Raw genomic sequence first — 22824 nt, 5'->3', positions numbered from 1 at the left:
CCCAGGGGCGCCGTTTTTTTATGGGCGCGCCTGGGCCCGTGCCGATGCCGCAAAACCCGGGTGGTTGGGGGAGGGGAGGCGATTGCCCCATTTACCCCGCATTCGAGTCGTTTTCGCCCGCCTTTTACGTTAAAATTGCGCCGCTTTTTCTCCCAGGCTGCCAATGGATGATGCTGATGAAAGACTTTCTGATTGCCCCCTCGATCCTCTCTGCCGATTTTGCCCGTCTTGGTGACGATGTAGCCAAGGTCCTGGCTGCCGGTGCCGACGTGGTTCACTTCGACGTGATGGACAACCACTATGTCCCCAACCTGACCATTGGCCCCATGGTCTGTCAGGCGCTGCGTGACTACGGTATCGAGGCCCCCATCGACGTGCACCTGATGGTCAAGCCGGTGGATCGCATCATTCCTGATTTTGCCAAGGCGGGTGCTTCCCTCATCACCTTCCATCCGGAAGCATCCGATCACGTTGATCGCTCTTTGGGCCTCATCAAGGAGATGGGCTGCCAGGCGGGTCTGGTGCTGAATCCTGCTACCTCGCTCTCCTGCCTCGAGTATGTGATGGACAAGCTGGACGTGATCCTGCTGATGTCGGTCAATCCGGGCTTCGGCGGTCAGAGCTTCATCCCCGGTACCCTCGACAAGCTGCGTCAGGTGCGTCGTCTGATCGACGAGAGCGGTCGCGATATCCGCCTCGAGATCGATGGCGGGGTGAAGGTCGACAACATTCGCGAGATCGCCGAAGCGGGCGCCGACATGTTTGTCGCCGGCTCGGCCATTTTCAGCCAGCCTGACTACAAAGCGGTGATCGACAAGATGCGTGCGGAGCTGGCTCATGTCACACGCTGAGCGTGCATTTGATTTGGTGCTGTTCGATCTGGACGGCACCCTGATTGACAGCGCCGCCCAGTTGGCGCTGGCAGTCAATCTGACTCTGGCAGACCTCGGTCTGGCGCAGGCCGATGAAGCGGTGATCCGTACCTGGGTCGGCAACGGCGCCGACAAGCTGATCCAGCGGGCGCTCGCCTATCGCGAGGCCGATCCCGAGCTGTTTGCCAAGGCCCGCCCGATCTTTTTCCAGCACTACAACGCTTGCCTGCTGCAAGGGCTGGCGATGTATGAAGGGGTGGTGCAGAGTCTGCGCCGTCTGCAAAGCCTGGGCTACAAGCAGGCGATCGTCACCAACAAGCCGAGCGATTTCGTGGCACCCATCCTCGATGCCCTTGGCATCAGCGATTGTTTCGAACTCTGGCTTGGCGGCAACTGCGTGCCGGTCAAGAAGCCGAGCCCGGAGCCCTTGCTGCACGCTTGCCAGGAGTTGGGGGTGAGCCCGGCTCGCACTCTAATGGTGGGTGACTCCGAAAATGATGTGCTGGCGGCCAAGGCGGCTGGCATGAAGGTGGTAGGTCTTACATACGGCTACAACTATGGCCGTCCCATCGCCGACTCCCATCCAGACTGGGTATTCGAGCAGTTTGCCCAGCTCGATGCACTTTTGGTCTAATAGCGCAGTTGGGCTGGCTGAATAACAAGGATTAACACTCTCATGACTAAACCAATCGTATTGAGCGGAGCGCAACCCTCCGGTCAACTGACCATCGGCAACTACATGGGGGCCCTGCGTCAGTGGGTCAACATGCAGGATGAGTTCGACTGCCTCTACTGCATCGTCGATCTGCACGCCATCACCACTCGTCAGGACCCGGCTGCCCTGCGCAAGGCTTGTCTGGACGCAGCCGCCCTCTATCTGGCGGTCGGTATCGATCCCAAGAAGAGCACCGTCTTCATCCAGTCTCACGTGCCGCAGCACGCCGAGCTGGGCTGGATCCTCAACTGCTATACCCAGATGGGTGAGCTGTCGCGCATGACCCAGTTCAAGGACAAGTCCGCCCGTTTCGAGAACAACGTCAACGTCGGCCTGTTCGGCTATCCGGTGCTGATGGCGGCCGACATCCTGCTCTATCAGGCCAATCAGGTGCCGGTCGGCAACGACCAGAAGCAGCATCTGGAGCTGACCCGTGACATCTGTACCCGTTTCAACAACCTCTATGGTGACGTGTTCACCATGCCGGAGCCCTTCATTCCGACCGAAGGGGCGCGGGTGATGAGTCTGCAGGATCCGACCAAGAAGATGTCCAAATCGGATGACAACGAAGCCAACTTCATCGGCCTGCTGGAAGATCCCAAGCAGATCGTCAAGAAGATCAAGCGTGCGGTGACCGACTCCGACGAGCCGGCGGTGGTGCGTTTCGACCCGGAAAACAAACCGGGTGTCTCCAACCTGCTGACCCTGATGTCCGGGGTGACGGGTCGCTCCATCCCCGAGCTGGAGCAGCACTTCGAAGGCAAGATGTACGGTCACCTCAAGACCGAAACCGCCGAAGCCGTGGTGGCGCTGCTGGAACCGATCCAGGCCCGTTTCCACGAGTTGCGTCAGGATGAGGCCCATCTGATCGCGATTCTGGCAGAAGGAGCACAAAAGGCGCGTGAAAGAGCTGAAAAAACCCTGACCAGCGTATATGATGTAGTCGGCTTCGTTCCTCGAGCCTGACATACTGGGAAGGTGTAGTAGAAGAGAGCTGGGTATTTGCCTGGCTTTCTTTATTTTCTGCCCGGCTATTTTGTTTAATTTCTTTATTTCAACCTGGGTAATATCCCCAAGAGAAAGCATGCCTGTTCAACCAACTATTTCTGCTGAAGAGCTGAGTGACAAAGGTCACTGGCTACGTAAATTTCGCAAGGCGAAAAACCTCAATACCCTGCAGTTGATGGTCTCCAATGCCATCGACAAGCACCATAAAACCCCTGCCGTTGCTGCCGCCATCTATCTGGCCGAGTGTCAGCGTGAACGGGAAATGGAACAGGGTCGTTATCTCGATCGTTAATTCTCCGCTGTTGGTTATCTCATGCTGTTGTTGATCGATAACTACGACTCTTTTACCTGGAACCTGGTGCAATATTTCGGCGCCCTGGGACAAGAGGTTGTGGTCAAGCGCAATGATGAACTGACGCTTGATGCCATAGCGCAGCTCTCCCCCCGTTTTCTGGTGATCTCTCCCGGTCCCTGTACGCCCAATGAGGCAGGGATCTCTCTCGATGCCATCAGCCACTTTGCTGGCAAGCTGCCCATTCTCGGCGTCTGTCTCGGTCATCAGTCGCTGGCGCAGGCCTTTGGCGCCCGCGTAGTCCGTGCCCGTCAGGTAATGCACGGCAAAACCTCGCTCATCCGCCATTGCAATGAGGGGGTGTTCAAGGGGCTCAACAACCCGCTTCGGGTGACCCGTTACCACTCGCTGGTGGTGGAGCGCGACACGCTGCCCGACTGCTTCGACATTACCGCCTGGAGCGAGCATGCCGATGGCTCGTTTGACGAGATCATGGGGCTGCGCCACAAGACGCTCCCTGTCGAGGGCGTTCAGTTCCATCCGGAGAGCATTTTGAGCGAGCAGGGCCATCAGTTGCTGGCCAACTTTCTGGCGCGTTCATAAAAAGTTGTGATCGCCTTCTCAAGTTCGAGAGAAGGCAAAAAAAATTTCCCTGACACTTTATTCACCCCCTCTCCTGCCCAAATTATCTCTTGCCAAGCCCCCCTGAGTCGTTATGCAATGCGGTTGCCTAAAATCTCAAGAGCAATCGAACATTGTTCCTTATAGGCCGTCTTGTTACAGACTTTTTACTTTATTTCTGTGATAATCCCGTCACGTTTACACGGATTTAACTTTTGGGCGGTGGATTATTCTGTCGCCGAATCGAAGGAGAGCTATATGTCAGAGTTGTTGGCAGTGACACGTGAAGTGTTTGATGAAGTGATGGTTCCCAACTATGCGCCCGCCAAGATCATCCCGGTGCGTGGTGAAGGGTCACGTGTCTGGGATCAGGAAGGGCGCGAGTATGTCGACTTCGCCGGTGGCATCGCCGTCAACGGTTTGGGTCATTGTCACCCCAAGCTGGTCGAGGCCCTGAAAACCCAGGGCGAGAAGCTGTGGCACCTCTCCAACGTCATGACCAACGAGCCGGCCCTGCGTCTGGCCAAGAAGCTGGTCGCCGCCACCTTTGCCGACAAGGTCTACTTCTGCAACTCCGGCGCCGAGGCAAATGAAGCGGCCCTCAAGCTGGCTCGCCGCTACGCCATCGAGAAGTTTGGTGAGCAGAAGACCCAGATCATCGCCTTCAATCAGGGCTTCCACGGTCGTACCTTCTTTACCGTCAGCGTCGGTGGCCAGGCAGCCTACTCCGATGGCTTCGGTCCCAAGCCCGGTGACATTACCCATGTTCCCTACAACGATCTGGCGGCGCTGGCCGAGGTGATCTCCGACAACACCTGCGCCGTGGTGATGGAGCCGCTGCAAGGGGAGGGTGGCATCATTCGTCCTACCGACGAGTTTGCCAAAGGGGTGCGCGAGTTGTGCGACAAACACAATGCCCTGCTGGTGTATGACGAAGTGCAGTCAGGGGTCGGCCGGACCGGTGATCTCTATGCCTATATGGGTCTGGGCGTCACGCCGGACATCCTCACCAGCGCCAAGGCGCTGGGTGGCGGTTTCCCCATCGGCGCCATGCTGACTACCAACGAAATCGCCTCTTACCTGAAAGTGGGCACTCACGGCTCTACCTACGGCGGCAACCCGCTGGCCTGTGCGGTGGCGGAAGCGGTGATCGACGTGATCAACACTCCGGAGGTGCTGGCAGGCATCAAACAGCGCGAACAGCTGTTCCGCGATGGCCTTGAAGCCATCAACGCCAAATACCACTGCTTTAGCGAGATCCGCGGCAAGGGTCTGCTGCTGGGCGCGGCCCTGAGCGATGCCTACAAGGGGCGTTCCCGCGACTTTCTGCTGGCCTCCATCGATCAGGGGCTGATGGCACTGGTGGCTGGTACCAACGTGGTTCGTTTTGCCCCTTCACTGGTGATCCCGGAAGCGGACATCAAGGAAGGGTTGGCCCGCTTCGAGAAGGCGGTTGCCCAGGTGGTTAACGCCTGATTCCAAATTGAGGTGGGGAGCTCTCCCGGCAGGAGCCGGGACCCCACCTGTCGTCAATGAAAGGGAGTTGTCATTTATGTTGGTTATCCGTCCCATCGAGCAAAAAGATTTTGCCGGGCTCAAGACCTGCGCCATCGAGTCCGGCACCGGCATGACCTCGTTGCCCGTCAACGATGAGCTGCTGCAGCGCAAGATTGATGCCTCTACCCAGACTTTTTCCGACAAGCCCGCCGGCAAGGGGGACTGCCTCTACTTCTTCGTGGCCGAGGATCTGGAGACCGGCGAGATGGTCGGCACCTGTGCCATCGATGCCGCGGTTGGCCTCTCCCAGCCGTTTTACAACTACCACATCGGCAAGGTGGTGCACTCTTCCCCCAAGCTCGGCATCTACAACGTCGTTGAAACCCTGACCCTCTCCAACGACTACACCGGCAACTCCGAGCTCTGCACCCTGTTCTTGCGCGAATGTGCCCGCGAGGGGCTCAACGGCCGCCTGCTCTCCAAGCACCGCTTTCTGTTTATGGCCGAACACCCCGAGTTGTTTGACGAGACCGTCTTCGCCGAGATGCGCGGCGTCTCCGATGCCAACGGCCACAGTCCCTTCTACGAGTGGCTGCAGACTCATTTCTTCTCGATGGATTTTCCCACCGTCGACTATCTGACCGGCATCGGCAAGAAGCGTTTTATCGCCGAACTGATGCCCAAGTACCCCATCTACGTCAATTTGCTGAGCAAAGAGGCGCGGGCCGTTATCGGCCAGACCCACGAGAAGACCCGCCCGGCCATCAAGATGCTGCAGGACGAGGGCTTCGTGAACCGTGGCTACGTCGATATTTTCGATGCGGGCCCCACCGTCGAGTGCGACGTGAAGAATATCCGCAGCGTGCGCCGCAGCAAGAAGCTGCGGGTGCTGGTGGGCGAGCCTATCGGTGGCAAGACCCACCTTATCTGCAACAGCCGTTTCGAACATTACCGCGCCTGCTACGGCAATATCCGGGTCGATCTCGACAAGCATGAAGCCATCATTCCGCCCAAGATGGCGGCGGCACTCAAGGTGCAGGATGGAGACATGGTGCGGGTGGTCGACCTCGACTGAGACAAACAGGACAAGCAAACCGATTATCAGACAGGCAGCCGAGGCTGCCTGCCAGCGACAGGGAGTGAATGGATGAGCCAGTTAGTGCAATTTATCGACGGTCAGTGGCTTGCCGGTGAAGGCAAGCCGTTCGAGTCAACCGATCCGGCCAAGAACGAGGTGATCTGGCAGGGGGCTGCCGCCAGCGCGGCGCAAGTGAATGCCGCCGTCAAGGCCGCCCGTGCCGCCTTCTACCACTGGGCGGACATGAGCCTTGAGGATCGCCTGGCCATAGTGCGCCGTTATGCCGACCTGCTTGGCGAGCAGAAAGAGGCACTGGCCCTGACCATCGCCCGCGAAACCGGCAAACCGCTGTGGGAGACCCGTACCGAAGTGGCCGCCATGCAGGGCAAGATTGCCATCTCCATCCGTGCGCACGACGAGCGCACCGGCACCGTTGAAAATGCCATGCCGGGCGCCAAGGCGTTTGTCCGTCACAAGCCCCACGGTGTGGTAGCTGTGTTCGGCCCCTACAACTTCCCGGGCCATCTGCCCAACGGTCATATCGTCCCTGCACTGATTGCGGGTAACGCCGTGGTGTTCAAACCCTCCGAGCTGACCCCTATGGTGGCCGAAGCCATGGTCAAGGTGTGGCAGCAGGCCGGATTGCCCAAGGGAGTGCTCAATCTGGTGCAAGGGGAGGTCGAGACTGGCAAGGCGCTGGCTGGCAACCCCGATATCGACGGCCTCTTCTTTACCGGCTCGTCCCGCACCGGCCATTTCCTCCATCAGCAGTTTGCCGGTCAGCCGGGAAAAATTTTGGCGCTGGAGATGGGCGGCAACAACCCGCTGATCGTGAAAGAGGTGAGCGACATCGACGGCGCCGTCCATGCCATCGTCCAGTCTGCCTTCATCACTTCCGGTCAGCGCTGCACCTGCTCCCGCCGTCTGTTTGTCGAGCGCGGCGAGCGGGGCGATGCGCTGGTCAAGCGACTGATCGAGGTGGTCGGCCAGATCAAGGTCGGCCTCTATGACGCCGCCGAGCAGCCTTTCATGGGTTCGATGATAAGCGAGAAGGCAGCACAGGGCATGGTCGAGGCGCAAGCCAATCTGCAGCGCCTCGGTGGCGAGAGCCTGCTTACCCTCAAGCACCTGGAAGCGGGCACCGGCTTTGTCTCTCCGGGCATTATCGACGTGACCCTAGTTGTCGCACTGCCGGACGAAGAGTACTTTGGCCCGTTGCTGCAACTCATTCGCTATGACGATTTCGATGCCGCCATCGATCAGGGCAACGCCACCCGCTACGGTCTCTCGGCCGGTCTGCTGGGGGACAAGGAGGCGGACTGGCACCATTTCTTCAAGCGGATCCGCGCCGGTATCGTCAACTGGAACAAGCCCATCACCGGTGCCTCCAGTGCCGCGCCGTTTGGCGGTATCGGTGCTTCCGGCAACCACAGAGCGAGCGCCTACTACGCTGCTGATTACTGTGCTTACCCAGTTGCCTCCGTTGAAGACAGCAAGGCCGCTATGCCGGATCAGCTGTCTCCTGGTTTGACGTTTTAAGAGCAAACGGGGATGCCAATGCAGCAGAGATGGCTCAACGCCGCCGACTACTGTGTCATATCCCCGGTTGCCTCTGTCGAAGACAGCAAGGCCGCCATGCCGGAACTGTCGCCCGGCCTGCGCTTCTAATAACGACACGGGGCATCCAGCGGTGCCCCCATCTGTACCCGCAATCAAAGGAAAGAGAGATGCAAAAGGATATAGACACCCTGTTCAGCCATCTGTGGGACAACTACATCAAGGTGACCCCGAGCGCCCTCAAGGTGCACACCCTGCTGGGTGGCGGCGAGCCCATCGTCAACGATCACGTGGCGTTTCGTACCTACAACCTGCCCAAGCTGGGGCTGGAGAAGCTGGCAGCCCACTTCCTGGCGCTCGGTTACGAGCAGAAGGGCGAGTACGTTTTCAAGGCCAAGAAGCTCTACGCCAAGCACTTCGAGCATCAGGATCCGGACGCTCCCAAGGTGTTTATCAGCGAGCTGAAGGTGGAAGAGCTCTCCCCGGCTGCCCAAGCCATCATCCACAAGCTGGCGGATCAGGTGCCCGATCATCTGACCGATACACCGGCATTTCTCTACACCGGCGCCCCCTGGCAGGTCTCCTATGCCGATTATCAGACCCTGCTGGCGGAGAGCGAGTACGCGGCCTGGATGGCAGCCTGGGGTTATCGTGCCAACCACTTCACGGTCAATATCAACAAGTTGAAGGATTTTGACACCATCCATCAGGTCAATGGGGCGCTGAAGGCTGCGGGTTTTGTCCTCAACAGTGTGGGTGGCGAGGTGAAGGGGGATCCGCAGGTGATGCTGGAGCAATCCTCCACCATGGCGGACAAAGCAGAGGTGCCGTTCAGCGATGGGGTGCGTACCATCCCGAGCTGCTTCTACGAGTTTGCCCTGCGCTATCCGCAGGCCGATGGCGTGCTCTATCCGGGCTTTGTCGAGGCCTCGGCGGACAAGATCTTCGAATCGACGAATGCCATGTAACGGGAGCCACCCTGTTTCAGTCGCAACGCCTCCTTTGTGGAGGCGTTTTGTTTGGCGCAGAGTGATGGTATCGGGTGTTGTCTGACGCCGCGTGAAGAGGGAATTTGGACGGCGCCTAATAGGTGAGAATTTGTTGATAAAAATGTGAACTAGATCACTTTAGACGACACGGATTGACGCGGGCGGCGGAGCAAAAAGGAGTAGAATGGCGCTTTATTTTTGCGGGGCCAATCGATGCCTAATTATCACTTTTTCAAGCAGGGGCAGGCGCTTACCTATCTAGATGCCAATGCGCTCAGCTATAGCGATGAGCGTCGTCAACTGGTCGAACAGGGATTTGCCGCCATCGCCGCCCCCACCTTTGCAGATACCCCGGCCGAAGCTCTTGAGCTGCTTCGCACTCATCAGGCACTACAGGATGAGGCGCAGGCCAACGCCCTTTGTCTGACGGTTGCCGCTATTCCGGCGGTGATCGCAACTCTGTCCGGGCACTGACGCTGCCGCCAGGCTCACGTAAACAAAAAATGGTGCCACTGTGATGGCACCATCCTATCGGTTTGCCTGCTTGCCCTGAGCCGTTTAGCGCTGGTGCAGATCACCTTCGATAACCAGCACGGTATCCATCCCCGCCGCCTTGCCAGCCTCAAGCCCGATCCGTGTATCTTCAAATACCAGACAGTTGGCCGGATTGGCACCGAGCAGCTCGGCCACCCGCAAGAAGGTATCAGGGTGCGGTTTGTGGTTGGTGACATCATCGGCGCTGACCACCACAGAGATATAGGCGTCGAGTCCGGTGCTTTTGAGGATGGAGTCCGCCTGATTGCGCGGTGAGCCGGTGCCAATCCCCATCTTGACCTTGCCGTGATAGTGCCTGACCAGCTCCCACATCTTGGGAAAGACGCTGACCTTGTCGATATGTTCCATATAGAGGGCAATCTTGCGACGGGTAAAAGCCTCGACATCCACCGTCAGCCCCTGCTGCTCGGCCAGCATGGCGATGATCTTGCGGGTGGGAATGCCGCCGTACTGATAGAGCTGTTCCCGCTCGAAAGGGATGCCGAATTCGGCGCAGGTGAGCTCCCACGCATCCAGATGAAGGGGCATGGAATCTACCAAAGTGCCATCCATATCGAAAATCAGGGCATCGTAGTGATCAAACCCGTACTGCTCACGCTCGCTCATGGGGGCTCCTAGAATCAAATAGGGCAGGCTAGCAGAAACGCTCGGCACTTTGTGGGATCGGCTTCATGGTTGGGTAGATTGTGGCCGCCGTTTTTTCTATCTCTTGCTGATTTGTGAGACAATAATCCGTTCATTGCCGGATACTTTGGCATATCAGATCTGCGAGTCCGCTTATGACCTCGAAAATATCCCCCAAAACCATCTTCTCCAGTGTGGCGCTGGTGATCGCGCTCGGTTCACTGGAAAAGAGCATCGTTACCACCCCGCTGCCCATGATTGGCGCCGAGCTGCACGCCGGTGCCGCCCTCACCTGGGTGGTCACCGCCTACCTGCTGGCCGCCACCGCCGTGCTGCCCCTCTATGGCAAGCTGAGCGATCTCTTTGGCCGGGTGCGGATGCTCAATATCGGCATCGGCCTGTTTCTGGCAGGCTCGGTGGCCTGCGCCCTCTCCCAGGATCTGCAGACCCTGCTGGCAGCGCGGGTGCTGCAAGGGCTGGGGGGCGGCGGTCTGATTGCCCTCGCGTTTACCGTGATTGCCGACACCATTCCGCCGCGGGAGGTGGGCAAATATCAGGGCTACATTTCGGCAGTCTATGCGGTCTCCAGCATCGCCGGCCCCTTGCTCGGCGGCTACTTCACCGAGCAGCTCAGCTGGCGCTGGATCTTCTGGATCAATCTGCCGCTCGGGGCGCTGGCGGTCTTTCTCATCAACCGCAACCTCAAGCAGCTCAACGTGCGTCGCCACAGTCGCTTCGACTGGAAGGGGGCGGCTCTGCTGATTACCGTCACCACGCTCACCCTGTTGCTGCTCTCGCCGGAGGCGGCGCTGCCCGCCGTCTGGCTCTCGGCGGCGCTGGGCGTTGCACTGCTGCTGCTCATTCTGATTGAGCGGCGTGCCCACGACCCCATATTGCCCGCCCATCTGGCCCGGCTGCCCGGCTATCTGGTGAGCGTGCTGCTGGTGATACTCTCCCAGCTGCTGATGTTTGCCGTGCTGGTCTATCTGCCGTTGCAGATGCAGTGGCAGAAGGGGATGAGCGCCAGCGAGAGCGGCGCCATCATGGTCATCTTCATGATTTGCATCACTGCCGGCGCCTTTGTCGGCGGCAAGCTGATTGGTCGTACCGGTCACTACAAGAGCTTTGTTGCGGTGGGCTTTGGCCTTGCGGCGGTGGCGCTGTGGCAGATCCACTTCGATGCCTGGGTCAGACTGGCGCTCGGGTTTGCCGGTATTGGTCTCGGTCTGGTGCTGCCCGCCCTCTCGGTAGTAGTGCAAAATGCCCTGCCACGGCAGGATCGCGGCATCGGCATGTCGCTGTTCAACTTCGGACGGGAGCTCGGCGGTGCCGTCGGCGTGGCCATTTGCTCCATGCTTTTCCACTTCCGCCTGCCAGCCGGCAGTGATGGCGATCTGAGCCGGCTCGCGCCCGATCTGCTGGCCCCGGGCTTCAGCGCGACCTATATCGGCATGGCACTGATCGCCACGCTGGCGCTGCTCATCACATTGCTGGCGTTGAAGCGCCACGAGCTGGCCTCCATCAGCGCCTGATTTGGCCTGTGCCGACATTGGCTCACCATAGATAGCATCAGGGCTCCCCGCGGGGGAGCCCTGATTGTTATTTGGCGAATAGCGTGGCTGTTGCCATCAAGCCATGCGCGAGTTACTCCTGCGCCGGACTCTCCTTGCCTGCCAGCTGGCTCAGCCAGGCGAAGCGGCGATTAGCCTCCTGCTCCGCCTCTTCATAGAGCTGGCTGGCCACCTCCGGCAGCTGGCGCTCCAGCCGCTGGAAGCGGGGCTCGTGGCGCAAGGTCTCGGCCAGTGAGGTATTGGGTGCCCGCGAGTCGAGCGCCAGCGGCAGTTTGCCCTCGTCAGCGCGGCGCGGATCGAAGCGGTAGAGGGGCCAGAAGCCGGTGGCGGTCAGCTGTTTCATCTGCTCATGGCTCTCGGCCATGTCGTAGCCATGCTCCTCGCAGGGGCTGTAGGCGATGATGAGCGACGGTCCCGGGTAGGCTTCCGCCTCCTGAATTGCCTTCACCGTCTGGTTCATCTGGGCACCGAGGGATATCTGCGCCACATAGACGTGACCATACATCATCACGCTGGCCCCCAGATCCTTGCACGCCTTGCGCTTGCCCTGCTCGCCAAACTTGGTAATGGCACCGAGTGGCGTCGCCTTCGACTGTTGGCCGCCGGTGTTGGAGTAGCACTGGGTGTCGAGCACCAGCACATTGATGTTCTCCCCCAGACTCAGCACATGGTCGAGTCCGCCAAAGCCGATGTCGTAGGCCCAGCCATCGCCGCCGATGAGCCAGACCGATTTTTCCACCAGATAGTCCGCATCGCGAGCCAGCTCAAGGGCCTCCGAGGCCTTGCTCTCTTGCAGCAGCTTCCGCAACTGCTGGATATGGGCCCGCTGCTCGGAAACCGGCAGGGTGGCATCGCCGAGCGCCTCGCGCAGCGCAGCCGGTATGGTGTCGCCCAGGCTCGCCAGCAGACGGCGCACCCGCTCCCTGTGCTGATCGACGGTAAGACGGAAGCCCAGTCCGAACTCGGCGTTGTCTTCAAACAGCGAGTTGGCCCAGGCTGGACCGCGCCCCTCGGCGTTGGTGGTATAGGGGGTGGTAGGCAGGTTACCGCCATAAATGGACGAGCAGCCGGTGGCGTTGGCAATCAGCAGCCGATCGCCATAGAGCTGGGTCAGCAACTTGATATAGGGAGTCTCGCCACAGCCGGAGCAGGCGCCGGAGTATTCAAACAGCGGCGAGATGAGCTGGGAGGTGCGGATGTCGATGCGCTCCAGCTGCTCGGCGCTGCGCTCTGGCAGGTCGAGGAAGAAATCGTAGTTGGCCTTCTGCTCGTCGAGGTGATCGAGCCGTGAAGCCATATTGATCGCCTTGCGATCCGGGTTGCTGCGATCCTTGGCCGGGCAGACCTCGACGCAGAGATTGCAGCCTGTGCAATCCTCCGGCGCCACCTGCAGCACGTACTGCTGGCCGCGCATGTCACGGGATTTCACATCCAGCGCATCGAGAGTGGTGGGAGCAGCGGCCAGCGCATCCGGTTCCACCACCTTGGCGCGAATAGCTGAGTGGGGACAGGCGGCGACACAGTAGTTGCACTGAGTGCAGAGCTCCGCCTCCCAGATGGGGATCTCCGTGGCGATGTTGCGCTTCTCCCAGCGAGTGGTGCCGACCGGCCAGGTGCCATCCGGCGGGAAGGCCGAGACAGGCAGGTTGTCACCCAGCCCCGCCAGCATGGCGGCGGTGACGGTCTGGACAAAATCGGGGGCCTTGGCCGAAACCACCGGCGGGCGCGGGCGGCTGGTGGGATCCAGCTCGCCAAGTGGCACTCGGGTCAGGGCGGCGCAGGTCGCCTCCAGTGCCTGCCAGTTGCGTTCGACCAGCGCTTGTCCCTTGCTGCCATAGCTGGTGGCGATGGCTTGCTTCAGCAGGCTGGTCGCCTCTGCGGGGGGAATGATGGCGCTGAGCTGGAAGAAGGCCATCTGCATCACGGTATTGATGCGGTTGCCGAGCTGGCAGTCGCGGGCAATTTTGGCGGCGTTGATGATGTAGAAGCGCGCCTCTTTCTCGCGCAGGGCATGCTGCACCTCGCTGGGGAGACGTTGCCAGATCTCCGCTTCGCTGTAGGGGGTGTTGAGCAGGAAGATACCGCCTGTTTTCAAGCGCTCCGCCATCCGGTACTTGTCGACAAACTGCCACTGATGGCAGCCGATAAAGTCCGCCTCTTCCACCAGATAGGCCGATTGCAGCGGCCGCTCGCCCACCCGCAGGTGAGAGACGGTGAGGCCGCCCGCCTTTTTGGAGTCGTAGACGAAATAGCCCTGCGGATAGAGGTCGGTGTGGTTGCCGAGGATTTTGATGCTGTTCTTGGCCGCCGAGACGGTGCCATCGCTGCCAAGGCCGTAGAAGAGCGCCTCCAGCTTGTGTTGCTGGCTGTGGATGGGGCTTTGCGAATTCAGCGCGGGCAGCGGCAGTGAGAGACCTGTGATGTCATCGAAGATGCCGACGGTAAAGCGTGGGCGCGGGTTCTCCTGCGCCAGTTCGGCAAACACCGCTAGCGCGCAGGCGGGGCCGAACTCTTTGGAGGAGAGGCCGTAGCGACCCCCAATCACTCGCGGCAGGCTTGCCCGCTCGCCCCGGCTGACCGCTTCGGCCAGTGCCGTCATCACGTCAAGATAGAGGGGCTCAGCCTGTGCGCCCGGCTCCTTGGTGCGATCCAGCACGGCGATGGAGCGGGCACTCTCGGGAATCGCGGCCAACAGGTGATCGGCCGAGAAGGGGCGGAACAGCCGCACTTTCACCAGACCTACCTTCTCCCCTTGGGCCAGCAGGCGCTCGATCACCTCTTCACAGGTGCCGATGGCTGAGCCCATCAGCACCACAATCCGCTCCGCCTGCGGGTGGCCGACATATTCAAACGGCCGGTAGTGGCGGCCGGTCTGCTTGCCAAAAGCTTGCATCGCCTCGCTCACATGGCCATAGGCAGCGTCATACCAGGGGGTGCTCGCCTCCCGGCACTGGAAGTAGGTGTCCGGGTTGGCGGCAGTGCCGCGAATGACCGGTTTGTCGGGGGTGAGCGCCCGGTCACGATGGGCACGGATGGCATCTGCGGGCAGCAGGGCACGCAGGGTGTCGTCAGCGAGCGGCGCTATCTTGGCGATCTCGTGAGAGGTACGAAAGCCGTCGAAGAAGTGGATAAAGGGGAGGCGGCTGTTGAGGCTCGCTATCTGGGAGATCAGGGCAAAGTCCTGCGCCTCCTGCACATTGCTGGCACAGAGCATGGCGCAGCCGGTCTGGCGTACCGCCATCACGTCAGAATGATCGCCAAAGATAGATAGCGCGTGGGTCGCCACGGTGCGCGCCGCCACATGCAGCACAAAGGGGATAAGCTGACCCGCCAGCTTGTAGAGGTTGGGGATCATCAGCAGCAAACCCTGCGATGAGGTAAACGAGGTCGCCAGCGCGCCGGTCTGCAGGGCGCCGTGGACGGCGGCGATGGCGCCCCCTTCCGACTGCATCTCGACAACCCGGGGCACATCCCCCCACAGGTTCTTGCCCCGCTCGCTCGACCAGGCCGACGACTGTTCAGCCATGGCCGAGCTGGGGGTTATGGGGTAGATGGCGATGACTTCGCTGGTGCGGTACGCCACCGAGGCGACTGCGTTATTCCCGTCTGTGGTGATCATCTGTTTTCCACTTTGCTATGCCAGTTTGAAGGCCGATAGTTGCATCGGCAATGGATAGGTCGCAGGCATAGTAAGAGGGGCAATAAGAGCGTATCAAACGGGATAAATAATCAATTAATAAGTCAGTAATAGTGGTTAATTTAATCCCGCTGCGTGGGTGCGTGATTTTCTGCTGACAGCCAACGGGAGGTGGTTGACGGGCCATTGACATGGCCCGTCAGCACGGGGTTAACCCCGATCCACTTGCAGCCAGATGGCGCACTGATAAGGGGCGAAGAGCTGCATCGGTTCGCTTGGGTAATTGGCCAGCAACAACCGCATCTTGTCTGTCACCTTGTCGAAGTGGGGCATCGGCAAGGGGTTCGCCGTGAGATTGGCGAGCAGCAGCAGGGTGTGCTGCTCTCCGCTGGTCGGATCCTGCCAGTGGCGGCGATAGGTGATGCGCTCGGGATCATCCCCATCCAGCAGCTCGAAATTACCGTGGCGAATGACCGGGTGAGCCTTGCGCAGGGCGATGAGCTGGCGATAGCAGTGAAACGGCGAGTCGGGGCGGGCCAGCTGCTCGGCGGTATTTATCTCGACGTGGTTGGTATTGAGGGCAATCCAGGGCGTGGTGGTGCTGAAACCGGCGTGGAGGCCAGCGTTCCACTGCATCGGGGTACGGGCATTGTCGCGGCCGATGGCATCGAGCCGCCGACTCAGCTCGGCAGGATCCAGCCCTGACTGGCTGGCGCGGTAGTTGATGGCCTCCACATCGCGCAGCTCGCCCGGCTGCCAGTGGCGGTTGGTCATGGCGAGCTCCTCCCCCTGATAGATGAAGGGAGTGCCCTGCATCATATGCAGCACCATGGCCCACAGCCTGGCGCTGGTTTCACGCCACTCGGGCCTGTCATCGCCAAAGCGGGAGACGGCGCGGGGCAGGTCGTGGTTGCCGAGAAACAGGCTGTTCCAGCCACGCCCGTGTAGCCCTTGCTGGTGGCGGGTCATGGCTCGCTTGAAGGCGAGGGGATCAAAGCGGGATGACCACTTGTCACTGCCCAGCCCCAGATGTTCGAAGTTGAACACCATGCTGAACTCGCTGCCATCTGTGCTGGAGTAGCACTGCATATGGGCGAGATCGGCCCCCCAGGTCTCCCCCACCGTGATGATCCCCTTGCCGCCGAAGCTCGCGGCATTGAGCTCGCGGATATAGTCGTGCAGGTGCGGGCCGTTGCTCATGGCCAGTCGGTCCCACTCTTTGCTCACCATATCGATCACATCGAAGCGAAACCCCTTGATCCCTTTGCCCAGCCAGAAGTTGATCACCTCTGCCATCTCGGCACGCACCGCCGGGTTATCCCAGTCCAGATCGGCCTGACTGGGATCGAAGTTGTGCAGATAGTAGCGATCAAGCGCTGGCACATACTGCCAGCCGCTACCGCCAAAAATCGAGGTAATGGGGTGAGCATCGACAAAGGCTTGATCGCGAAATACGTAGTACTCCTGATAGCGCGAGTCGCCGGCCAGTGCTTTCATAAACCACTCATGCTCGGTGGAGGTGTGGTTGGCGACGATATCCATCATGATACCGATGCCGTGAGCGGCCGCTTCGGCTATCAGCTGCTCCATCTCGGTCAGGGTGCCGAAGGCGGGGTCGATGGCACGGTAGTCCGCCACGTCATAGCCGTTGTCCCGCTTGGGGGAGCGATAGATGGGGGTGAGCCAGAGCATATCGACCCCGAGGGTGGCCAGATAACCGAGACGCTGACGGATGCCGTTGATATCGCCCATGCCGTCGCCATCGCTGTCCTGAAAACTCATGGGGTAGACCTGGTAAATAACGCAGCTCTCGAGGTCGATATCGGGCGTATGGCGGGGTTGCGGGTTCATCAGCTTGGCCGGTTGGGGGAAGAGATTTTCTATCTTACCCAGATGGGCGGGCAGTCAACAGGGCAGGGGAAACCTTGAAAAGGGTTCCATTGTTGGCTGATTGCCAAAAGTGCGGGGAGGGTCACAAAGGTGCCATCCCGGGCCACGGCTGTGGTCGGGATGGCACGGCACTTAGTGTTGATGCTATGCAGGAATACTGGTTATTGAGCAGCCTTGGCCTGCTCGCTGTGCTGCTCCTGCTGGCGTTCTGCCTTCTCTTGTTGGCGCTCCGCTTGTGCTTCCAGCTCCTTGCCGAGGAAGTAGTTCAGGAAGGTGCGGATCACCGCGATGATGGCGAGGCGGATCAGCTTCTCTTTGCTCGGTGCGACCGTGGTGGCCAGGATGTCGGCGGCCAGCTGGAACTCCAGCGCCAGAATGAGCCAGCTGCCAAAGCAGAGACGAATGCGCGGAAAGCCGGGCTGGTGATCCCGCACCCGCGCCGCCAGCCAGAGGGTCTTGCCAAGCCCTATCACCACACAGGCGATGGAGATGATCTCCAGCAGCAGCTGGAACAGCTCGACCCCGTGCATCATCCCCTCTTTCAGGCTCGCTATCTCAAACACTCGGGTCACCTCCCTGATTCAAAAGAGGACACTATTAACACATCGCTCGGCAAAGGCCAAATCCGGCTCAGGCAATCAGTTTGAATTTAATCACATAGAGCGGCGGCAGGGCGGGGTAGATATCCCTGATCACCTGTTTGAGCTCAGGGAGGGTCATGTTCTCCTGACGGGCGTGCTCGTCGTTCAGTTCATCGAAGGCGACCGCCTTGACCGAGAGCACCTCTATGGTGCCAAAGGGCTGGTGCTCCGGGTTGGTGAACAGCGCCAGACGTTGGCCGGGCTGCCAGTTGGCCTCGCTCTCGTCGCGGATGGTGATGGTCTTGCGGCCCGCCTGAATGTCGGCAACGAAGCGGCTGAAGAAGGTGAATTCGGGATAGGAATGAGCAGACATGGTGACTCCTGACTGGGTGAATCGAAATGAGGTGAATGGAAATCAAAGATCGAGATAGGCGCGCAGCCTGGCCAGATCGGCGATGACGGGGCCGTCACTGCTGTCGGCAATTATGCCCTGTTCGACCAGCTCCTTGAGGGCGCGGCGATAAACCCGCTCGGTGGTGCCGAAGCGCGCCGCCTCATGGGCCCGCTTGCGCGATCCCAGCATCGGAGTGCGCTGGCGCTCACGCCATAGCTCATAGGCGATGTTGTAGGCGATGGGGTGGAGCAGCCGGCTGGTGGTGATCTCCAGGGTGTCGAGATAGTCGCTGGCAAGCGCCGCAGCGAAAAAGAGGGTCAACTCAGGTTCTGCCAGCAGGCGCTGGGCTAGTTTGTTGGCGCAGATGACTCGGGCATCCAGCTCGGTCTCGGCCACCACGTTCCACTGCACCGGGGTGGCGCTGAAGAACTCCATCTCACCGAAGATCTGGCTGTGGCACTCAATTTCGCCAAGCTGGAAGATGCGGCCCGAGTGGACGGCGCTATTGAGGGAGACCCGGCCATGTTCGACCAGATAGAGCTGCTCGCTCTGCTCCCCCTGCCGCATTATCAATTCGCCCGGCAGGTAACGGCGCAGAAACAGGGTGCAGGCGTCGAGCGCCGCGGCAAAGCGGGGTTCAAGCTGCTGGAGTTCGGCGTGAAAACGGCCGAGGGGGTAGGGCTGTTGCTGCATGACTTGCCTGTCGCACCGGATGACGAGGGCCATGAGGCTAGCAAGAGTGCGGGCCGGATACCAGCCCGCACGGTAGCGGATGTGCCGCAGTTAACGGTTTGCGCTTTATTGCACCAGAGCGTGGAGGGCAGCCGCGATGGCGTGCTGCTCACCGGCCATCATCGCCTGTTCGGCGCTGGCGTAATCCGCCACCCCTTGTTGCACATCCTGCTCGAACAGCACCACGTTGCAGAGCACGGCTGCAACCCGCACCTTGCGCAGGCGACCCACGGTCAGCAGGGCTGCGGTCTCCATGTCAGCGCCGAGCACGCCACGGGCATGCCAGTAGCGGCACACCTCCTGCTCATCATCTCGATAGAAGCTGTCGTGGGAGCGTACCAGCCCGTGCCAATGAGGCTGGCTGCCGGTTGCCACATGGTTGAGCAAGGCGGCCTGCAGCCAGATATCGGCGCAGGCGGGGTACTCGGCGGGCAGATAGGCCTGTGAGGCCCCTTCATTGCGTACCGCCCCTTCCACCACGATAAGATCGCCAAGACCGATGTCGTGTTGCAGGGCACCGGCGGAGCCGACCCGAATAAGCGAGTGGGCACCGGCTTGCACCAGCTCCTCCAGCGCGATGACGGCCGAGGCGCCGCCGATGCCGGTGCTGCAGACCGTGATGGGCAGCCCCTGATAGCGGCCGTTGATGAGGCGAAACTCCCGGTTTTGCCCCAGCACTTCACACTGTTCGAGCTGGCTGGCGATGCGATCGACCCGGGCCGGGTCGCCGCACAGCACCACCCGCTCGGCAATCTGCTCGGGGCGGCACTGGAGATGGGGTAATAGCGTCATGGCTTACAGACCTTGTGGTTGGCGCTTGGCGGCAGCTACCCAGAGGCGGGTGCCGTTGGCGGCGATAAACAGCAGGATCAGGTATTCGAGCGACATGGCGTAGACGCCCTGCGCGGCATAGACACCGATGCTGATGATGTTGATGACGACCCAGAGGATCCAGTTCTCCACGTATTTGCGGGTCATCAGGATCTGGGCGACGACCGAGAGCACCGTCATGCTGGCATCCCAGAACGGGAAGGCATCAGGGGAGGGCTCGGGGGTAGCAAGGTTGGCACCAAACAGGTTGAGCAGGGAGACCGAGGTGCGCGCCAGGGTGGCGAAGACCGGGTCGATATAGCGGGTCAGCAGAGCGATGGCCAGCACGCTCACGGCGGCGGTCACCATCAGTTTGGATTTGCTGAGCCAGCGGATCTGCAGGGTATCCCCCTGATCGTTGGCCGGGCGGGTCCAGGCGTACCAGCCGTAGACGTTGGCGCAGAAGAAGAACAGCTGCAGCATCAACAGTCCGTAGAGCTGGATCTGGAAGAAGATGATGGCAAACAGGCTGACGTTGATCAGGCCAAACAGGTAGTTGATGGTCTTCTCCTGACTGGCGAACCAGATACAGGCCAGCCCGAACAGGGTGCCGATGGCTTCAATCCATGACATGGCATAGCCGCCACCCAGCGGGATGGTCACTAGCGTGTTATTGATGCTGAACAGCTCGAATATGCTCATTTTCTGATCCTTGGGCATGAGGTTAAGTATGCGAGGACGCCATTCTAAGGGGTGAGGGGGAGGAGGGGCAGGACTTTTGTCCGCCCCGGGCTTGGCCCATATCAAAGAAATCACTGCTGCTGCCCGGTTATTCCAGCAGTGATGGGTTATGGTGCCCCGATGGGCCGGACTTTATTGATATGTAGCAAGATGATAGCGCCATGGCTGTGGTCTGATAGAGTCCACTCTTCGGGAGGAGAATCACGTGATAAAAGGAGGTTGCATTGAATTCCGAGCTTGTCTGGGTGCTCTGTCTGCTGGCTGGCGCCATCTATCTCTTTATGACCAACAAGGTGCGGATGGATGTGGTCGCCCTGGGCGTGGTCATCCTGTTTGTGCTGAGCGGCACCCTCACCCTGCCGGAGGCGCTGGCGGGCTTTAGCGATCCCAACGTCATTCTGATAGCCGCCCTGTTTGTGGTCGGAGAGGGGTTGGTGCGCACCGGTATCGCCTATCAGGTGGGGGATGCATTGGTGAAGGTGGCGGGTAGCAGCGAGACCAAGCTGCTGGTGTTGTTGATGGTAGCGGTGGCGAGTCTGGGGGCAGTGATGAGCAGCACCGGAGTGGTGGCCATCTTTATCCCGGTGGTGTTGAGCGTGGCGAACCGGATGGGGATCCCGGCCGGTCGCCTGATGATGCCCCTCGGTTTTGCCGGGCTGATCAGCGGCATGATGACGCTGGTGGCCACGCCCCCCAACATGGTGGTCAACAGCGAGCTGATGCGCCACGGCATTCACGGCTTCGGGTTCTTCGATTTCACCCCGATGGGCGTGCTGATCCTGGGGCTGGGCATCCTCTACATGCTGCTGGTGCGCGGCTCCATGGTGGGCGAAGGGGAAGAGGGCAAGGGCAAGCCGACCGGGCGCCGCACCCTGCGAGATCTCATTCGAGACTACCGATTGGCCGGTCGGGCCCGTCGTCTGGCGCTGCGGCCGGACTCCCCGCTGATTGGCCATACCCTGGATGAGCTGCAACTGCGTGCCCGTTATGGTGCCCACGTCATCGGGGTGGAGCGCTGGCGCAAGTTTCGCCGGGTGATGGTGCCGGTGTCGGGGATCAGTGAGTTCCAGGCCAAGGATGTTCTGCTGATCGACATGTCAGACCCCGAGGTGGATGTGCGGGGGTTTTGCAGCGAAGCGCGGCTCGAACCCATGATCCTGCGCGGGGAGTACTTCTCCGATCAGGCGCGGGAGGTGGGGATGGCCGAGGTGTCGCTGATCCCTGAGTCCAAGCTGCTGGGTAAAAGCGTGCGTGAGGTGACCTTCCGCTCCAGCTATGGTCTGAGCGTGGTGGGGCTGCGCCGCGACGGTGAAGCGCTGGCAGGCAAGCTGGTGGACGAGCCGCTGCAGATGGGGGATACCCTGCTGGTGGTAGGAAACTGGAGCCACATCAGACAGTTGCAGACCCATAGCCGCGACTTTCTGCTGATGGGGTTGCCCGCTGAAGTGGACGAGATGGCCCCCGCCCGCAGTCAGGCGATCCATGCCCTCTTCTGTCTTGGAGTGATGATCCTGCTGATGGTGACCGATCCGGTGCCCAACGTGATTGCCGCGCTGATCGCCTGTCTGCTGATGGGCAAGTTTCGCTGCATCGATATGGAGAGTGCCTACAAGTCGATCCACTGGCCGACCCTGATCCTCATCGTCGGCATGCTCCCCTTCGCGCTGGCGCTGCAAAAAACCGGCGGGGTGGATCTGATCGTCGGTGGCCTGATCAATGCGGTGGGGGAGATGGGGCCGCGGGTCATGCTGGCTAGCCTGTTTGCCCTCTGCGCGGTGATCGGGCTCTTTATCTCCAACACGGCGACGGCGGTATTGATGGCGCCTATTGCGCTGGGCACGGCCCAGCAGATGGGGGTATCGCCCTATCCGTTTGCCATGACCATTGCCATCGCCGCCTCGGCCGCTTTTATGACGCCGGTCTCGTCACCGGTGAATACCCTGGTGCTTGGGCCGGGCAACTACAAGTTTGCCGATTTTATCCGTATCGGGGTGCCATTCACCCTGTTGGTGATGGCGGTCAGCGTGGTAGCGATCCCCTGGTTCTTCCCGTTCTGATAACCGGGATGATGAATGTGTGCACCAGCGGCCTGCGGGCCGCTTTTTTATGGCCGGGAGACAAGAGTGGCAAGGCGTGCTCGGAATCAGTGAAGAGTGATATGGACGGGAATTAACGTGGAGATGGGTTAATAGAGGAGCGAGAGAAAAACTGGGGAGAGGCAAATTTCAGATACAAAAAAACCAGCGTGAGCTGGTCTGTTTGGTACTGCTATTAATGGTGCGGAAGGAGAGACTCGAACTCTCACGCCTAGGGCGCCAGAACCTAAATCTGGTGCGTCTACCAATTTCGCCACTTCCGCAATATTAATGGTGGCTATGACGGGATTCGAACCTGTGACCCCCGCATTATGAGTGCGATGCTCTAACCAACTGAGCTACATAGCCGTTTGTTATCGACCACTGATGTGGAAGAGAACAGAAAAATGGCTGGGGTACTAGGATTCGAACCTAGGGATGGCGAGATCAAAACCCGCTGCCTTACCGCTTGGCGATACCCCAACAGAAATAATGGTGGCTATGACGGGATTCGAACCTGTGACCCCCGCATTATGAGTGCGATGCTCTAACCAACTGAGCTACATAGCCGTTTGTTATCGACCA

The 22824-nt window shown here is 60.1% G+C and carries 20 protein-coding genes and 4 tRNA genes; 12 read left to right on the top strand and 12 right to left on the bottom strand.

Translation table 11 applies throughout. From position 1 onward, the window contains the following. The first annotated feature begins 176 nt into the window (after nucleotides 1-176). The 10 genes from rpe to AB5Y90_RS10985 all read left to right on the top strand — a co-directional run bounded on the left by rpe (nucleotide 177) and on the right by AB5Y90_RS10985 (nucleotide 9103). Nucleotides 177-851 (top strand): ribulose-phosphate 3-epimerase, encoded by a 675-nt coding sequence (rpe, locus tag AB5Y90_RS11030; protein ID WP_005335006.1) that lies wholly within the window; start codon nucleotides 177-179, stop codon nucleotides 849-851. Continuing rightward, a complete protein-coding gene (locus tag AB5Y90_RS11025; protein ID WP_257124491.1) occupies nucleotides 838-1506 on the top strand; it encodes a phosphoglycolate phosphatase in 669 nt (222 codons plus the stop codon). Before rpe ends, AB5Y90_RS11025 begins: the two co-directional genes overlap by 14 nt. Before the next feature lie 42 nt (nucleotides 1507-1548). Beyond that, the gene (gene trpS / locus AB5Y90_RS11020) at nucleotides 1549-2553 is read left to right on the top strand and encodes a tryptophan--tRNA ligase (RefSeq protein WP_005334999.1); all 1005 of its coding nucleotides are present in this window, start codon (nucleotides 1549-1551) and stop codon (nucleotides 2551-2553) included. A 118-nt stretch (nucleotides 2554-2671) separates the two neighbouring features. Then, nucleotides 2672-2887, top strand: coding sequence for a hypothetical protein (locus tag AB5Y90_RS11015; RefSeq protein WP_005334997.1), 216 nt, complete (start codon nucleotides 2672-2674; stop codon nucleotides 2885-2887). A 21-nt stretch (nucleotides 2888-2908) separates the two neighbouring features. Further along, entirely contained in the window at nucleotides 2909-3490 is a 582-nt protein-coding gene (locus AB5Y90_RS11010; RefSeq protein WP_201946256.1) for an aminodeoxychorismate synthase component II, read from the top strand. A 276-nt stretch (nucleotides 3491-3766) separates the two neighbouring features. Beyond that, complete coding sequence (locus AB5Y90_RS11005) at nucleotides 3767-4984, top strand: aspartate aminotransferase family protein (RefSeq protein WP_058055649.1); 1218 nt, start codon at nucleotides 3767-3769, stop codon at nucleotides 4982-4984. 76 nt (nucleotides 4985-5060) lie between these two features. After that, nucleotides 5061-6080, top strand: a complete 1020-nt coding sequence (gene astA / locus AB5Y90_RS11000) for an arginine N-succinyltransferase (protein ID WP_005334994.1) — start codon at nucleotides 5061-5063, stop codon at nucleotides 6078-6080. A gap of 72 nt (nucleotides 6081-6152) precedes the next feature. After that, the gene (astD, locus tag AB5Y90_RS10995) at nucleotides 6153-7622 is read left to right on the top strand and encodes a succinylglutamate-semialdehyde dehydrogenase (RefSeq protein ID WP_257124492.1); all 1470 of its coding nucleotides are present in this window, start codon (nucleotides 6153-6155) and stop codon (nucleotides 7620-7622) included. Nucleotides 7623-7810: 188 nt separating this feature from the next. Then, nucleotides 7811-8608 carry a DUF1338 domain-containing protein gene (locus tag AB5Y90_RS10990; protein ID WP_101529509.1) on the top strand — a complete coding sequence of 266 codons (798 nt, stop codon included), beginning with the start codon at nucleotides 7811-7813 and terminating at the stop codon, nucleotides 8606-8608. Between the two features lie 234 nt (nucleotides 8609-8842). Then, entirely contained in the window at nucleotides 8843-9103 is a 261-nt protein-coding gene (locus AB5Y90_RS10985; protein ID WP_216950313.1) for a hypothetical protein, read from the top strand. Nucleotides 9104-9187: 84 nt separating this feature from the next. Here AB5Y90_RS10985 and AB5Y90_RS10980 read toward each other — a convergent pair whose 3' ends face one another. Beyond that, nucleotides 9188-9790 carry an HAD family phosphatase gene (locus tag AB5Y90_RS10980; protein WP_064339627.1) on the bottom strand — a complete coding sequence of 201 codons (603 nt, stop codon included), beginning with the start codon at nucleotides 9788-9790 and terminating at the stop codon, nucleotides 9188-9190. A gap of 173 nt (nucleotides 9791-9963) precedes the next feature. On the opposite strand from AB5Y90_RS10980, the gene AB5Y90_RS10975 reads away from it, so the two are divergent. Beyond that, nucleotides 9964-11340 carry an MDR family MFS transporter gene (locus AB5Y90_RS10975; protein ID WP_368166880.1) on the top strand — a complete coding sequence of 459 codons (1377 nt, stop codon included), beginning with the start codon at nucleotides 9964-9966 and terminating at the stop codon, nucleotides 11338-11340. Between the two features lie 112 nt (nucleotides 11341-11452). Here the strand turns inward: AB5Y90_RS10975 and nifJ are convergent, their stop codons facing one another. From nifJ to pnuC, 7 genes are all read right to left on the bottom strand, one after another. Next, the gene (gene nifJ, locus AB5Y90_RS10970) at nucleotides 11453-14998 is read right to left on the bottom strand and encodes a pyruvate:ferredoxin (flavodoxin) oxidoreductase (protein ID WP_307896357.1); all 3546 of its coding nucleotides are present in this window, start codon (nucleotides 14996-14998) and stop codon (nucleotides 11453-11455) included. 228 nt (nucleotides 14999-15226) lie between these two features. After that, the gene (locus AB5Y90_RS10965; RefSeq protein WP_307896358.1) at nucleotides 15227-16867 is read right to left on the bottom strand and encodes an alpha-glucosidase; all 1641 of its coding nucleotides are present in this window, start codon (nucleotides 16865-16867) and stop codon (nucleotides 15227-15229) included. Nucleotides 16868-17067: 200 nt separating this feature from the next. Then, nucleotides 17068-17469, bottom strand: a complete 402-nt coding sequence (locus AB5Y90_RS10960; protein ID WP_307896359.1) for a DUF1622 domain-containing protein — start codon at nucleotides 17467-17469, stop codon at nucleotides 17068-17070. A 67-nt stretch (nucleotides 17470-17536) separates the two neighbouring features. Next, nucleotides 17537-17860, bottom strand: a complete 324-nt coding sequence (gene yqfB, locus AB5Y90_RS10955) for a N(4)-acetylcytidine aminohydrolase (RefSeq protein ID WP_257124497.1) — start codon at nucleotides 17858-17860, stop codon at nucleotides 17537-17539. Between the two features lie 42 nt (nucleotides 17861-17902). Then, entirely contained in the window at nucleotides 17903-18574 is a 672-nt protein-coding gene (locus AB5Y90_RS10950; protein WP_257124498.1) for a Crp/Fnr family transcriptional regulator, read from the bottom strand. A 105-nt stretch (nucleotides 18575-18679) separates the two neighbouring features. Beyond that, nucleotides 18680-19405, bottom strand: a complete 726-nt coding sequence (locus tag AB5Y90_RS10945; RefSeq protein WP_257124499.1) for a nucleoside phosphorylase — start codon at nucleotides 19403-19405, stop codon at nucleotides 18680-18682. A gap of 3 nt (nucleotides 19406-19408) precedes the next feature. Further along, nucleotides 19409-20125 (bottom strand): nicotinamide riboside transporter PnuC, encoded by a 717-nt coding sequence (gene pnuC, locus AB5Y90_RS10940; RefSeq protein ID WP_257124500.1) that lies wholly within the window; start codon nucleotides 20123-20125, stop codon nucleotides 19409-19411. Nucleotides 20126-20388: 263 nt separating this feature from the next. Here pnuC and AB5Y90_RS10935 point away from each other — a divergent pair, with 263 nt between their 5' ends. After that, nucleotides 20389-22221: an SLC13 family permease gene (locus AB5Y90_RS10935; protein ID WP_368166879.1), complete on the top strand. Its 1833-nt coding sequence runs from the start codon at nucleotides 20389-20391 to the stop codon at nucleotides 22219-22221. Nucleotides 22222-22439: 218 nt separating this feature from the next. On the opposite strand, the gene AB5Y90_RS10930 is transcribed toward AB5Y90_RS10935, so the two are convergent. The 4 genes from AB5Y90_RS10930 to AB5Y90_RS10915 all read right to left on the bottom strand — a co-directional run bounded on the left by AB5Y90_RS10930 (nucleotide 22440) and on the right by AB5Y90_RS10915 (nucleotide 22809). Beyond that, a tRNA-Leu gene (locus AB5Y90_RS10930) sits at nucleotides 22440-22523 on the bottom strand. Between the two features lie 8 nt (nucleotides 22524-22531). Continuing rightward, nucleotides 22532-22608: transfer RNA gene (locus AB5Y90_RS10925), tRNA-Met, on the bottom strand. Between the two features lie 39 nt (nucleotides 22609-22647). Continuing rightward, a tRNA-Gln gene (locus tag AB5Y90_RS10920) sits at nucleotides 22648-22722 on the bottom strand. A 10-nt stretch (nucleotides 22723-22732) separates the two neighbouring features. Further along, nucleotides 22733-22809: transfer RNA gene (locus AB5Y90_RS10915), tRNA-Met, on the bottom strand. Nucleotides 22810-22824: the final 15 nt, after the last annotated feature.

The sequence above is a fragment of the Aeromonas sp. R4-1 genome (assembly GCF_040908325.1).
Lineage (GTDB): Bacteria > Pseudomonadota > Gammaproteobacteria > Enterobacterales > Aeromonadaceae > Aeromonas > Aeromonas veronii.
The sequence above is the reverse complement of the archived record's forward strand: the minus strand, read 5'-3'. Positions and strand labels throughout refer to the sequence as shown.

Coding starts and splice junctions, on each gene's coding strand:
- rpe (WP_005335006.1), top strand. CDS start 177: ATGAAAGACTTTCTGATTGCCCCCTCGATCCTCTCTGCCGATTTTGCC.
- AB5Y90_RS11025 (WP_257124491.1), top strand. CDS start 838: ATGTCACACGCTGAGCGTGCATTTGATTTGGTGCTGTTCGATCTGGAC.
- trpS (WP_005334999.1), top strand. CDS start 1,549: ATGACTAAACCAATCGTATTGAGCGGAGCGCAACCCTCCGGTCAACTG.
- AB5Y90_RS11015 (WP_005334997.1), top strand. CDS start 2,672: ATGCCTGTTCAACCAACTATTTCTGCTGAAGAGCTGAGTGACAAAGGT.
- AB5Y90_RS11010 (WP_201946256.1), top strand. CDS start 2,909: ATGCTGTTGTTGATCGATAACTACGACTCTTTTACCTGGAACCTGGTG.
- AB5Y90_RS11005 (WP_058055649.1), top strand. CDS start 3,767: ATGTCAGAGTTGTTGGCAGTGACACGTGAAGTGTTTGATGAAGTGATG.
- astA (WP_005334994.1), top strand. CDS start 5,061: ATGTTGGTTATCCGTCCCATCGAGCAAAAAGATTTTGCCGGGCTCAAG.
- astD (WP_257124492.1), top strand. CDS start 6,153: ATGAGCCAGTTAGTGCAATTTATCGACGGTCAGTGGCTTGCCGGTGAA.
- AB5Y90_RS10990 (WP_101529509.1), top strand. CDS start 7,811: ATGCAAAAGGATATAGACACCCTGTTCAGCCATCTGTGGGACAACTAC.
- AB5Y90_RS10985 (WP_216950313.1), top strand. CDS start 8,843: ATGCCTAATTATCACTTTTTCAAGCAGGGGCAGGCGCTTACCTATCTA.
- AB5Y90_RS10980 (WP_064339627.1), bottom strand. CDS start 9,790: ATGAGCGAGCGTGAGCAGTACGGGTTTGATCACTACGATGCCCTGATT.
- AB5Y90_RS10975 (WP_368166880.1), top strand. CDS start 9,964: ATGACCTCGAAAATATCCCCCAAAACCATCTTCTCCAGTGTGGCGCTG.
- nifJ (WP_307896357.1), bottom strand. CDS start 14,998: ATGATCACCACAGACGGGAATAACGCAGTCGCCTCGGTGGCGTACCGC.
- AB5Y90_RS10965 (WP_307896358.1), bottom strand. CDS start 16,867: ATGAACCCGCAACCCCGCCATACGCCCGATATCGACCTCGAGAGCTGC.
- yqfB (WP_257124497.1), bottom strand. CDS start 17,860: ATGTCTGCTCATTCCTATCCCGAATTCACCTTCTTCAGCCGCTTCGTT.
- AB5Y90_RS10950 (WP_257124498.1), bottom strand. CDS start 18,574: ATGCAGCAACAGCCCTACCCCCTCGGCCGTTTTCACGCCGAACTCCAG.
- AB5Y90_RS10945 (WP_257124499.1), bottom strand. CDS start 19,405: ATGACGCTATTACCCCATCTCCAGTGCCGCCCCGAGCAGATTGCCGAG.
- pnuC (WP_257124500.1), bottom strand. CDS start 20,125: ATGAGCATATTCGAGCTGTTCAGCATCAATAACACGCTAGTGACCATC.